11 protein-coding genes are annotated in these 13,262 nt (G+C 51.7%); 3 read left to right on the top strand and 8 right to left on the bottom strand.

Annotated features, from left to right (window positions below; genetic code table 11):
* Positions 1-20: 20 nt before the first annotated feature.
* Positions 21-458 (bottom strand): universal stress protein UspA, encoded by a 438-nt coding sequence (gene uspA, locus AC2FAJ_RS22340; protein WP_003861223.1) that lies wholly within the window; start codon positions 456-458, stop codon positions 21-23.
* A gap of 283 nt (positions 459-741) precedes the next feature.
* Here uspA and uspB point away from each other — a divergent pair, with 283 nt between their 5' ends.
* Positions 742-1,077 (top strand): universal stress protein UspB, encoded by a 336-nt coding sequence (gene uspB / locus AC2FAJ_RS22335; protein ID WP_003861224.1) that lies wholly within the window; start codon positions 742-744, stop codon positions 1,075-1,077.
* Between the two features lie 43 nt (positions 1,078-1,120).
* Here the strand turns inward: uspB and AC2FAJ_RS22330 are convergent, their stop codons facing one another.
* Together AC2FAJ_RS22330 and pitA are read right to left on the bottom strand one after the other, a co-directional pair.
* Positions 1,121-1,528, bottom strand: a complete 408-nt coding sequence (locus tag AC2FAJ_RS22330) for a hypothetical protein (protein ID WP_041911865.1) — start codon at positions 1,526-1,528, stop codon at positions 1,121-1,123.
* A 178-nt stretch (positions 1,529-1,706) separates the two neighbouring features.
* Positions 1,707-3,206 carry an inorganic phosphate transporter PitA gene (gene pitA, locus AC2FAJ_RS22325; protein ID WP_028014734.1) on the bottom strand — a complete coding sequence of 500 codons (1,500 nt, stop codon included), beginning with the start codon at positions 3,204-3,206 and terminating at the stop codon, positions 1,707-1,709.
* Between the two features lie 228 nt (positions 3,207-3,434).
* Between pitA and AC2FAJ_RS22320 the strand changes: the two genes are divergently transcribed.
* Entirely contained in the window at positions 3,435-4,631 is a 1,197-nt protein-coding gene (locus AC2FAJ_RS22320) for a BaiN/RdsA family NAD(P)/FAD-dependent oxidoreductase (RefSeq protein WP_485454532.1), read from the top strand.
* Positions 4,632-4,684: 53 nt separating this feature from the next.
* Here AC2FAJ_RS22320 and AC2FAJ_RS22315 read toward each other — a convergent pair whose 3' ends face one another.
* The 5 genes from AC2FAJ_RS22315 to AC2FAJ_RS22295 form a co-directional block, all read right to left on the bottom strand.
* Positions 4,685-6,508: an integrin alpha gene (locus tag AC2FAJ_RS22315; RefSeq protein ID WP_041911866.1), complete on the bottom strand. Its 1,824-nt coding sequence runs from the start codon at positions 6,506-6,508 to the stop codon at positions 4,685-4,687.
* Between the two features lie 107 nt (positions 6,509-6,615).
* Entirely contained in the window at positions 6,616-7,659 is a 1,044-nt protein-coding gene (locus AC2FAJ_RS22310) for a fimbrial protein (protein ID WP_163333518.1), read from the bottom strand.
* A gap of 11 nt (positions 7,660-7,670) precedes the next feature.
* A complete protein-coding gene (locus AC2FAJ_RS22305; RefSeq protein ID WP_041911868.1) occupies positions 7,671-10,178 on the bottom strand; it encodes a fimbria/pilus outer membrane usher protein in 2,508 nt (835 codons plus the stop codon).
* Between the two features lie 37 nt (positions 10,179-10,215).
* Complete coding sequence (locus AC2FAJ_RS22300) at positions 10,216-10,899, bottom strand: fimbrial biogenesis chaperone (protein WP_153657370.1); 684 nt, start codon at positions 10,897-10,899, stop codon at positions 10,216-10,218.
* Positions 10,900-10,954: 55 nt separating this feature from the next.
* Positions 10,955-11,509: a fimbrial protein gene (locus tag AC2FAJ_RS22295; RefSeq protein ID WP_041911870.1), complete on the bottom strand. Its 555-nt coding sequence runs from the start codon at positions 11,507-11,509 to the stop codon at positions 10,955-10,957.
* A gap of 576 nt (positions 11,510-12,085) precedes the next feature.
* Between AC2FAJ_RS22295 and AC2FAJ_RS22290 the strand changes: the two genes are divergently transcribed.
* Entirely contained in the window at positions 12,086-13,111 is a 1,026-nt protein-coding gene (locus AC2FAJ_RS22290; RefSeq protein WP_028014727.1) for a TerC/Alx family metal homeostasis membrane protein, read from the top strand.
* Positions 13,112-13,262: the final 151 nt, after the last annotated feature.

The following is a 13,262-nucleotide window of genomic DNA, read 5'->3' as shown; positions in this document are numbered from 1 at the left end:
CAGTGCCGCTTTTTTTGCACTTACTCGTCTTCTTCGTCGCGCAGCGGAACAATCAGCATGTCCACGTGAACGGTGTTAATCAGCTGGCGTGCTGAAGACATCAGCTTGCTCCAGAAGTCCTGATGGTGACCGCATACCACCAGATCCATATCGTATTTCTTAATCGCATCAACCAGCACCTGACCCAGGTCGCCGCTGCCGCTCAGGGTTTCGGTGATCGGATAGCCCGCGTTGGTGGAGAGCTCGCTCAGCGCGTGATGCGTTTCTTCAGAGATGCGTTTCTGCATATCGCCCAGATTGACGTCGATCAGACCGGTGTAGAGGTCGGAGTAATTCACATCAACGTGAATCAGGGAGACTTTCGCGTTGTAGGGACGTGCCATAGATACCGCTTTATCAACCAGCACTTTGCTCTCCGGGGAGAGATCTACCGCGATAAGAATGTGTTTGTAAGCCATAGTGTTACTCCTTCCTTAAGTTATCGATGACTAAATGGGAAAGCCGTCGTCTGATGCTTTCATTACGGCCCAGTTAAACATATTTTTCAAGCTTTGGTGTTGATAACGATTAACCTTGTGGCAAAAAAATTAACGGATCTCCTACACTATTTAATGAGCCGTTCGGATATTAAAACGCGAACCGGATCGACTTTTAGTCATTCTTTCACTGAACTGTCTGTCAGGGCATTGGGGTGCGGTAGCTCAGGAGCCTTGCTTCGTGGGCGGACGCCGGGGAGGATGTATGATTAGCACCGTCGCATTGTTTTGGGCGTTATGCGTAGTTTGCATAGTGAATATGGCGCGCTACTTCTCATCGTTACGTGCGCTGTTAGTGGTACTTCGTGGTTGCGATCCGTTGCTGTATCAGTATGTGGACGGTGGAGGGTTCTTCACCTCGCATGGACAGCCCAGCAAGCAGATGCGTCTGGTGGGGTATATCTACTACCAGCGCTACCGCGATCATCACGATGAAGAGTTTATCCGTCGCTGCGAGCGTCTGCGTCGTCAGTTCATTTTAACCAGCGCCCTGTGTGGGCTGGTCGTGGTCAGTATGATTGCGTTGATGATTTGGCATTGAGTACCACAGCAGGCGGGGATAACCCCGCCTGCTTTCCTCTGGTTCAGGGCTTCACTGAGAACCGCAGATTGGAGATATTGGTCTCAATCGAAATAACCTTCCCGCTATAGGCGATATTAACGTGTCCGTTTGTATCAATGCTGGCCGCAGTGATTGTACCCGTACCTTCAATGACAGGATGCTTCATTGCCAACTGATGGATAATGTCGGTGTCTTTCCCTGTTATCTTTTCCGAGAGATAGTAACGGTAGATTGTGGGTACGGTGGCGCCACCCTGATTGTTCACGGTCATATAGAGCCAGACGCTGTCAGATAATTTATAAACGCGTTGAAGTTTATCGCCCTCTTGCTGGTTGGGCTGGTGGTTGAGCCACACAAATCCAATGACCAGAGCCAGAAGCGAAACAGTAACAAGGCGATGCATCCATTTAGTAGCCGTTTTGAATGGCATAGTCTTTTCCGTCATGGGGGGAACTGAGAACATTCGCGGGGATAATAGTTATTTGTGCAGAAAAAATCTGAACAGATAATGTTCAGATTTTCCTATTCACAGCAATGGATTAAGTAACACAACAGCCATAAAAAAAGCGGGTCAGTTTCCTGACCCGCTTTTTGTCGCCTTCAGCCAATTAAATCAGCTTCAGCGAAATCCAGTACAACCCGCCTGACAGCAGGATAGAAGCCGGAAGCGTAAACACCCAGGCCATCAGAATGTTGGTCACGGTTTTGCGCTGCAGACCGCCGCCGTCAACAATCATGGTACCTGCCACGGACGAGGAGAGTACGTGGGTGGTGGATACCGGCATACCGGTGTAGCTCGCCAGACCGATAGACACTGCCGCCGTCATCTGCGCGGACATACCCTGCGCATAGGTCATGCCTTTCTTACCGATCTTCTCGCCGATGGTGGTCGCCACACGACGCCAGCCAATCATCGTACCGATACCCAGCGCCAGCGCGACGGCCATGATGATCCAGATTGGCGCATACTCAATGGTATTGAGCATATCGCTTTTCAGTTTCTTCAGCAGACGCTTGTCGTCACCATTCACCTCTGGCAGCTTCGCGACTTTATCGGTCACGTCGGAGATACAGAGCATGATACGACGCAGCTGACCACGCTGTTCAACGGCCAGTTTATCGTAGCTTTCGATGTTGCCCAGCATACCTTTGGCACGTTCCAGCGCGTTAATCGCGTTAGCCGGATGGCAGTGGAATTCGCCAGGCGCGGTGGTGGCACCGGCTTCCGGAGAAGGGATCAGCTGGTCAACGCCGGTCGCTTTTTTCAACAGCTCAGGGTGCTGCTGGAAATAGGTTTCAACGTTGTTGACCGCATCACGGGTACGGGTGATTTCGTAACCCGAGGCGTTCATATTCACCACGAAGCCCGCCGGTGCGACACCGATCAGAACCAGCATCACCAGACCAATGCCTTTCTGCCCGTCGTTCGCGCCATGAGAGAAGGCCACGCCGATAGCGGAAATGATCAGGGCGATACGCGTCCAGAATGGCGGCTTTTTCTTGCCGTCTTTCTTCTCACGCTCTGCTGGCGTCAGGTGGATACGCGCACGTTTCTTCGTGTTGCTCCAGTAGCGACGCAGGATGAAAATCAATCCACCCGCAACCACCAGACCCACGATAGGGGAGACGATGAGAGAAGCGAAAATGCCCAGTACTTTAGGCAGATTCAGCGCATCAACAACCGATGTCCCGGTCATCAGGGCGTTGGTTAACCCGATACCGATAATCGCACCGATGAGAGTGTGAGAGCTGGATGCAGGCAGGCCAAAATACCAGGTACCGAGGTTCCAGATAATGGCAGCAAGCAGCATTGAGAACACCATGGCGAGGCCATGACCGGAACTCACGTTAAGCAGCAGATCCGTTGGCAGCATATGCACAATCGCATACGCAACGCTCAGTCCGCCCAGGAGGACACCAAAAAAGTTAAATACCGCCGCCATAACAACCGCAAGCTGCGATCGCATTGCGCGAGTGTAGATAACCGTTGCTACTGCGTTTGCAGTGTCGTGGAAGCCGTTGATCGCTTCGTAAAACAGTACAAAAACCAGAGCAAGCAATAGTAAAAGCCCGGTATGTAAATCCAGGCCGGCAAACAAATGTAGCATAGGACGTTACGCCATTTTGAGGACATGAACGCGGCGCATTATCCAGGACAAATGCGCAACGGGCAAAGTGAAATATAGACTTTTTTTGACATACCACCTGATTTGGGAAAAGTGCCTGAAAGGATAATCGTTAAATTTCAATGGAATGGCTTTGTAATATCTTTTTACGCTGGTGTGACCACAGAGGAAACTTTACAATCCGCGGCAGTTAACGAAGAGGGTTTTGACGTGGAAAGGTTTGATGCCGTGGTTATTGGCGCCGGTGCGGCGGGTATGTTTTGTGCGGCGATGGCCGGACAGGCGGGTCGTCGCGTGCTGTTGCTGGACAACGGGAAAAAGCCTGGCCGCAAGATCCTGATGTCAGGCGGCGGGCGCTGCAACTTCACCAATCTTTATGTCGAACCCGCGGCCTATTTGAGCCAGAACCGTCATTTTTGTAAATCTGCGCTGGCGCGTTACACCCAGTGGGACTTTATCGACCTGGTGGGTAAGCATGGCATCGCGTGGCATGAAAAGACGCTCGGGCAACTCTTCTGCGACGACTCCGCGCAGCAGATTGTCGATATGCTGGTGGCCGAGTGCGAGAAGGGCGGCGTGGTCATGCGCCTGCGCACTGAAGTGCTGGAGGTGGCCCGCGACGAGCAGGGGTACACGCTGCAGCTGAACGGTGACACCGTCAGCGCCGATAACCTGGTGATCGCCAGCGGCGGTCTGTCGATGCCGGGGCTGGGCGCGTCACCGTTCGGCTACAAGATTGCCGAGCAGTTTGGCCTGAAGGTGCTGCCAACCCGCGCCGGGCTGGTGCCGTTCACGCTGCATAAGCCGCTGCTGGAGCAGCTTCAGACGCTGTCCGGCGTCTCTGTTCCCTCCGTTATTACTGCCGAAGACGGGACGGTATTCCGCGAAAACCTGCTCTTTACCCACCGCGGTCTCTCCGGCCCGGCGGTCCTGCAAATCTCCAGCTACTGGCAGCCGGGGGAATTTGTCTCGGTGAATCTGCTGCCGGACAGCGATCTGAACGCGTTCCTCAACGAACAGCGCGCCGCGCACCCGAATCAGAGCCTGAAAAATACCCTGGCTATGCAGCTGCCGAAGCGTCTGGTGGAGTGTTTGCAGGGGCTGGGGCAAATCCCGGATGTGTCGCTCAAGCAGCTTAACAGCCGCGAGCAGGAGACGTTGGTGGATACGCTGACGAACTGGCGCGTTCAGCCAAACGGCACCGAGGGGTATCGCACGGCGGAAGTGACGCTGGGCGGCGTTGATACGAATGAGCTTTCTTCACGCACGATGGAAGCGCGCAACGTGCCGGGGCTCTACTTTATTGGCGAAGTAATGGACGTAACCGGCTGGCTCGGCGGATATAATTTCCAGTGGGCGTGGTCGAGCGCCTGGGCGTGCGCGCAGGCGCTGCAAAATGCGCAATAAATTGCCGGGGAGTCTCCTCCCCGGCGGTGATGCCCATTCAGATGATGTAAGCATTAATCCGGTATGGCGTAATCCGCAATGCGGAAGGTGACCTTGCCCGTCCAGGTGTTATCACGGTAAGAACCAATGGCGAGACTGTCCTGAGTGAAGCCATTGAAGCTCCCGGCCGCAATGGAGGCGCCGAATTTTTCATACTGATTTTTACCCCAGTAGACTTTCGCAACGCCTTCTCTCACCAGCGTATTAATATTGATCATGCCTTCTTCATCGTCAGCGTAGTCATCCAGGCTTTTACCGCCGTTGATGACGTACACGGCGCCCACCTGCGTGCCGCTGCCGTTCACCGCATTCGGATCGCCGATCACCAGGTCTTTTTTACCGTCGCCGTTCAAGTCCACATTACCGAGAATGCTGTTCCCGAACCCTGCCAGCTTGCTGCCAGGCCTGTCGGCGTAAATAGCATAGCCATCATGTACGCTAAATGTTTTGTTGTAGTTCAGTCGGGTGTGCGCCGCATCGAGGAACAGAGACGATGGCAGCTTACTGCCGTCGGCCTTACCTTTAATAATCCAGACCAGCCCGGAACGTTTTTTATCAATACCCATGTCGGCAGGGGCGCTAATCGCAAAAGCGTTAGCGTGAGCATTCAGGAAGTTACCTAATGGCGTAATGGTGCCGTTATTGGGCTTATCCTGCGTATAGGCGCTATGATCGTTACTTCCTTCACCTCCGCCGGACTGACCACCCAGGAAAGCTGCCCCCATACCGTGAATGCGGGTTGCCTGCGTCGAGTTTAGCGAGGCGATGTCGAGATTCCCCTGGTTGAAGCTGCTGCCGTAGACGAGATAGGCCGTGCCGCGTCCATCAGTGCCGCTGTTCTCTGATTTACGGCCTTCATTGACCGATTCCGGGTCGACGATCAGGTAATCACTGAAGCCGTCGCCGTTAATATCCCCGACATCGCTGATCTGCTGCCCAAGGTTGTAGTTAAGGGGTTTATCCGGGCCGTTGGTGGCGGTCATCTGCGGACGAATATAGGCACCGGTCGCGGCAGGGATCTCCCAGTCGCCCAGGTTGTTGCGCTTAATATCAATGTTCTGCCACTGATCGCCTGGCTTCTGAGCGCCGTAGATAATGACGGCGCCGCCGCGTCCGCCCGTACCTTCGATATCGCCGATAGCAAGGTCGACCATCTTGTTAGCCACTGCAGAATTTTTATATTTAATTGGGCCTACCGCGGCGCCAAACCAGCCGCCGGTATTCGCATTGCCTGAAGAATTCACCGTACGGATGCGAATACCCAGGCGAGCGTCGCCGTTGTCGATATCATTGAGGTCAATCTGATTAGAAAGACGCGCGCCGGTACGGTGATGCGGTCCGCCCCAGATAATATAGACCTGATCATGCCAGTGGGAGGCGATGACTAAATCATCATATCCATCGCCGTTAATATCACCTATTTTACGTACCGCGACGCCCATCCATTTTGTCGTCACTGAGCCAGGCTTATTCGCTTTATTGCTGTGGATAATTTTAAGCGCGTTTTGCGGATCGAATTCACCTACGTTATTGACTTGCTGCATGGGTTTCCCACCGGAAGTCCCGAAAATGACGTACGCGATCCCTTTTGCGCCATCCCCCCAGGGAGCCGTAATGACAATATCTTCACCCGCGATATGCGAACCATTGTCCTTATCGGAAAACTTACCGATCGTGGTCATCGTCATACCGAAATAGTCTTTTTGTTTTTCACCCTTAATAGATACAGGGACAGAATAAGGCTCGATATCGCTGGCGATAACCTGTGATGCCGTGATGCCAGTACCTGATAAAGCTGCAACGCAAAGCGCTACACGCGTTTTCGTTTTGAGTTTCATAGTATATATCCTTATACAAATCCATTTTTCATACCCGGCAACTCATTTGTATAGCGCTATGTGTTGCCGGAAAATAAGAGGTTTCTACGCTGTATTAAGTTTTTTCTTTATTTAAACTCGAAATCCAGCGTGGATGTGGCTTCAAATTTTCCCGGTTGTGGAGACTTTTCTCCTTGTTGGACAGGTGTTGCTATAATAGTGACATTCCCCTCCTGCGTTGGTACGGCCGAACTGCTGCCATCAATTTTATTCCCGTTGTGTTCAAGTTTTATCCCTAAATCATTGCGCTCACCTTCATCATTATGGGTCTTGATAAAACCAGAGCCATTAAAATCGGACGCGCGGAACTTAATACTCACCTTGCTTTCATCTTCAGGGTTTTTGCAAGTCACACGAATATCCACGTTTTTTTGCTTACCGGTGGCCTCGGGCTTAAATTCATTCGCGGTAATACTGCCAAACGGAACCTTGATGGTTTGCCCGTCATTAATCATGCATTGTGGTGGAATATCAATTGACAGTTGGAAATTAAGTGTGACAAAAGGTCTGGAGGTGTCATAACTCCCCGTCTGTTTTTTAGCAAAAATGGTCACTAATTCCTGCATAGGAATATCAATGCGGCCTGAAGGAAGCGGTTTAGTTAATTCCAGAGAGACAGTCCCGCTGGAGCCGGTTGCGAACAGAGTATGGTCGTTTTTATCATCACAGTTATTTGTCGCAGGACGTCCATTATCAACACCGGCGGTATTACTCAAATCAACCGGGATATACCGCAATTCATCCTCGCCACCAAGAACGACATTTATACCGATATTAATACCTTTTTCCGCATCCAGAGGATAATAGATAAAGTCTGCGTTACGTTTGCCGCCTCCTGTACCCAGTTTCGCACTGGTAAATCGAAATAAGATACTTTCTGGCACGCTGGAGTCCTGACAGAGGCAGATACCATTAAAATTACCTTTATTATTCCACGTGGATTGGGTTGTGCCGGGTACGTCGTCAGCAGTAAGGTTTTCGATAATATCAAACTTGTGCGCCTGGCCAGATACGGTTGATGTCGGCCAGCAGCTTCCTACAACATCAGCATAAGCTGGCGCGCCCATCAATCCCCCTGCTGCCAGGCATGCGAGTAACGTTAATTTTTTCATTTTTAATTCCTTTATTTATTAACGGATGATTTGCAGGTCTGCGTTAACTGCACAATTCCGCTAATCGTGGGTTCCTGGCCAGAAAGCTGATAGTGAACCTGGCAACGCTGATCGGGTTTCTTACCCCAGCTCACGTCTAACGTCCCTTTTTCTGCCATCCCGGTGAGGAATACGCTGCCTTCATCACCCACAATGCTTGTGGTGGTATTCTGAGAAACAATGGCACCGAACGGAACGGGTTTGCCCTGCGCATCTTTCAGCGTCATCATCAGGCGTTTACCCACCGCCGTGGTGAAACGTGCCCGAACGATAGCCCCCCGGGTGGGAACGACTTTATGGCTGTTACTTTCCAGCTCGACATCGTCAGGTAATGTATCGGGACGCAGCTGGATATTGCTCTCCTGATAAGGTGTCAGGTAAGGCACCACCGCATAGCCCCAGGGGTCGGTGCGCACGCCAGTGTGGTTACGGACGCTGACACCTGCGGCATCCGGCGCTTCAACCAGAGCGACCGTTTCACCCAGCGACTGCGCCAGCGTGACGCCATGAGGATGAACCAGCACGCCCCCGCGCAGGCTGTAATTCAGCCGCTGCGCGTCCCGACTATAGCCATACCCGGCGCCAACCTGCGCATAGCGTCCGTTATAGCTAAGCGAGGCATCGCTGCTGTTTGCCTGGCTCCCTGGGTTGATATTCTGCTGTACGCTCCAGTTCAGGTTATTGTCCTCAAGGGCGCTGCCGCTCAGGGAAACACTGTGGCCTGGCGAGCGTTTTTCCGCCGCAGAGAAGGTGTAACCGGCACGTGTGGAGCGGAGCCATTTGTCCAGAGGGACGCTCACGCTCAGGCTGAACAGATTGTCCTGGTTATAGAGACGCTGGTTATCCTCTTTTGTCACGTTCAGATAGTGGTTGTAATTCAGGCTATAGCTGATCCCGTTCCAGCTGTTGCCATAGCCCAGCGTGGCGGAGGTCGTGCGTTTTTGGCTCGTGTGGTAGTCCTCGCTGACCAGCATGGCGGAGAGATAGCCGAGGTTTTCTCCCAGGTTTTGGTTTAGCGTCAGTTCTGTACGGCTACGGCGTCGATCCAGGCGCGAGGGTTGCGAGTGATAGCTGCTCAGGGTTTCACCGAGCGTGTAGAAATCGGACGTCGAGTAGCGATAGCCCGCAATCGCAACGTTAGTGCCGGTAGACAGCAAATTTTTGTTATAGCGCAGGCGTAGCGACTGTCCCCGGTTTTTCTCTGCCTGTTTAGTGGTGGCCCAGGCCTGGGTAATATCAAATGACAGTGCGCCAAAATCGCCCATGTTTTTACCCATGCCAAAAAGCAGGGACTGATATTGACTGGCAGCCTGCATGCCTCCGTATATCGAGGTTTCCCACGGCAGACCGTAAATCAGGCTCCCTTGTGAAAACAGGGCATTCTCAGCATCGCTGCTGCTGGAACGATAGCTGCCGCTAATGACTTCATATTTGTATTGCCCTTCCCGCTGCATAACCGCTAACGACGCGTAAGGCACTAAAGAGACTTGTTCGCTGCCATCCGCCTCTTTCACCACAACTTTCAGCTCGCCGCTGCTGCCGAGGTAAAGATCGTTGATGACAAATTCACCAGGCGGGACATAGCTTTGATAAATGCTGTAGCCGTTCTGAAAAATAGTGATCTGGGCATTAGTACGAGCAATACCGCGGATCACCGGCGCATAGCCTCGCAGGCTGCCCGGAAGCATCTGTTCATCCGAGTAAAGCTGAACGCCGCGAAACGGGGTGCTATCAAAGACTTCTGCGGTAGAACTGTTATCCCCAACAATCAGCTGGCTATTCAGGGCGCTGATATCACGCTGCAGATAGGTATAAACCGATTCCCAGCGCCCAGCTTGCCCCTGGCTGTTACTCCAGGTCGAGAAATTGCGTAAACGCCAGGGCCCAACGTTCAGACCCGGACGCAGGCTGAGGTACTGGCTATCGGTTCCCGTCCCGTTGTGCGAGGTCCACGTGGCGCCGCTGTAGTTGTAGCTGAGCATCAGGCCCGGAATACCCTGTTCCCGACGCGCAGGATCGATGTAGCCGTGAGCGTGGCTGTCCAGGGCCGCCTGGGGAATGCTGAGCCTTAACGCCTGCTCGCTGAAGTCAAATTCGCTGCTTGCGAGAGGGATCGCCGACAGATTCGCGCAGCCCTGGGTATCGTCCCGGAGCAACGGGAATGCCGCCGTTTTAACACCAAACGACTGGAGCGTCTCCTCGCTGAGGCACGGTGCGAGGATATTTTTATGCTGCGCGTTCTCTTCGAGTCGAAACGTGATATCGCGCGTGTCGAACATTTTATTGTTAATAAACAGGTCAACACGATAAACGCCGGGTGTCTGGCTCTCTTTGTTCTCAAAGAGAGAAAGATCGACGGCGGTACGCGGCGCGCCACCCGTTTCCAGAAAGGCCGGGTCGAAGTAATCACTGGCGTATAATGCGCTGGGTAATATCCAGGCAAAGCAAAGCGCTGGACGAATGCCCCAAAATATAGTCATGAAAAAATACCCCTGTGAGGTTATTGTTTTAAAATCGTTATTCTATTTTTTGTGTGATTAACTGGCTGTTGCCGCCATAATCATTGATATATTTCCATTGCACGGTGGCATTGTTTTTCAAAGGCGTGTTCCTGAGCGTGAATGTTGTGCTGCTTTTAGGCGCGAGCATGTCAATCTCTGACCATGCTTTGTTATTGATCTTCACCTCCGCAAAGGAAATGTAATAAGACGAGTTGTTGCGTACAATGAGTTCGTTATTTTTAACAGACCATTGCACATTCTTACTAATATCCGTGGGTTCATCCATTAAATTTGACGGACGATAAAATAATTTGATCCGGGTATTTACCGCTATCTGCAGTTTATTAATATCCTCTCTGGAAGAGGAGGGGATCGATTTTACGTTGATCCAGAAAAGCGACTCGCGATCCTGCGGTAAAGGCGCGCCGTTATAGATAATACGTAGCGCGTTGGACTTACCTGCATCCATGCGAAAAAGCGGTGGCGTCACAATAAACGGGGCTTTGGTGCCCTGTGAATCTTTGCCCTGTACCCAGCTCTGTACCAGGAACGGGCTGGCAGTATTATTTCTGACTGTAATATTGCTCTCTTTCTTGTCCGCATGATATACCACTCGCGTATTGGATAAGGTCACACTGGCGTGTGACATACAAGAGCCAAAGAGCAGAGCCAGCAGCGTCAGATAGCGTTTCCTTAACATAAAACGTCCTTGCGTTCCGGGCTGTTATTCATTGCCCGGAACTGAGTTGAATGATTTATTTATAGATAATGGTGTAATCCGCAACCGCATCTGCCTTACCGGCGGTCACAGCATCCAGGGATGCTTTATAACGGGCTGAATACAGCAGGGTGGCTGCCCCCGTGGTGCCATCACCGGTAATAGGAACAAATTTATTCGGGTTGTCGCCCAGTTTTAACGATGTTCCATCTTCATTCAGGAATTCAATACCCAAACCCGTTGCAGCGTCGCCATCGGTTTTAAGCGCGAGCAGATTATTATCATTAGCATCATAGGCACCGCCAAATCGTGCTCCGGCTGATTTAAGGACGGCGGTATCGCAGTTAGACAGTTCTATCTGGATACGGTGAATACCCGCAACGTCACCTTTTTCTTTAAATGCTGAAGACGAGATGGTACCCATATCGATCGTTGGGTTCCCCCCCTGACCGTTAATATCGACATCACAGGTGCTCGCGGTAATCATACCCGTGAATTCAATGGTCCCTGCGCCTTTACCTGGCGCTGCATGGCTGGAAGGACTGGCAATTGCAGCCAATAAAAATCCCATGGTAATAACGGATTTATTCATTTTTTAAAATATTCCTCAGTGTGTAAAAGGTAGAACAGTATTATTTCGGGTTAGTCACTCGAAAGCGTTGTTGTGGTCACGGGATGTGGATATTCCGCTAATATGAAACATTAAGGTGGATATTCATCATCGCTTACCAGTCCATGTGAAAAACTTCCATCACAAGAAGTCTGAATATTTTTCTGGGTCAGGTTAACAAGCGTTTAAAAAAAATAAAGTGAGAACATCATGATTTGTCTTTGGTTGTTTTAAAATCAATGAGTTATGTTGTTTTTATCAGGGTTTTATCAGCAATTCAGTGTGAGAATTTTACGGCTTATTTACTACTTGCCGTATGTCAGGTTCAGCTCAGATAATAAAACTTTCATAATAATGAAAGAATAATCTCCGGAAGAACACGTTGCCTTCCCGGAAGATGTAAGGGGAATCCTGGCGCTTTTAACATCACATTTACATTGCCGGGCTGGCGTCAAGAAGTGTTATTATTATTCTCTTGCCCGGTGATACGGGCGTTTTCTTTTTTTTGTTGCAAACGTTGCCTCTGCCAGCGCGCAGATGAAGGTTAAGGATAGATTCATGGCTTCTGCTCATCTCGGTTTCCCTACTGAAACCGTTGTTGTCTTTGTGGTGATGGCCGTTGGGGCGATGTTTATCGACCTCTTCATGCACCGTCACGATAAACCTGTTTCGCTGAAAAGTGCGGCCATGTGGTCCGTTTTCTGGTTCTCGATGGCGATGGCCTTCGCCGGTTTTCTGTACATCCACCACGGCGCCGAGATGGCGAGCCTGTTCCTCACCGGTTACGCGCTGGAAGAGGTGCTCTCCATCGATAACCTGTTCGTGATGATGGCGATCTTTGCCTGGTTCGGCGTGCCGGATAAGTACCGTCACCGTGTGCTCTACTGGGGCGTGCTTGGGGCGATTGTCTTCCGCGGTATTTTCGTGGCGATCGGCACCAGCCTGCTGAGCCTGGGGCCGTACGTGGAGGTTATTTTTGCGCTGGTCGTCGGCTGGACGGCGGTGATGATGCTCAAGCGCAATGAAGAGAGTGACGAAGTGGAAGATTACTCGGGTCACCTTGCCTATCGCCTGGTGAAACGCTTCTATCCCGTCTGGCCCAAAATCAGCAGCAACGCGTTTATCCTGACGCAGAAAGAGGTGGATGCGGAGCTTGAAAAGCCGGAAAACCAGGACGTAACGGTTGGCCGCGTGAAGAAGGCGAAGCGCTATGCAACGCCGCTGCTGCTCTGCGTGGCGGTGGTAGAACTCTCTGACGTGATGTTCGCGTTTGACTCCGTACCGGCGATTATTGCGGTAAGCCGCGAGCCGCTGATTATCTACAGCGCCATGATGTTCGCCATTCTCGGCCTGCGTACCCTCTACTTTGTGCTGGAAGCGCTCAAGCAGTATCTGGTGCACCTGGAGAAAGCGGTGGTGCTGCTGCTGTTCTTCGTGGCGTTCAAGCTGGGTCTGAATGCGACCGATCACTTCTGGCACCACGGTTACAGCATTGGCGCGACGGCCAGCCTGTTTGTGGTGTTAGGTGTGCTGGCGCTGGGGATTATTGCGAGCGTGATGTTCCCGGGGAAACGTGAGGCCTGATGCACCGCTTTTCTCCCTCTCCCTGTGGGCTGAGGAATCCCCAGTAATTTTTTCCTGAAACGATGAACATTGCTTCAGAGAAATGAATAACTAACAGCGATGTCCTGGTCCGGCTGTAAATCGCTGAGGCGTTTCCTGTAGGCCGGGGCGA

It is taken from the genome of Enterobacter cloacae complex sp. 385G4 (assembly GCF_057320665.1).
The sequence above is the reverse complement of the archived record's forward strand: the minus strand, read 5'-3'. Positions and strand labels throughout refer to the sequence as shown.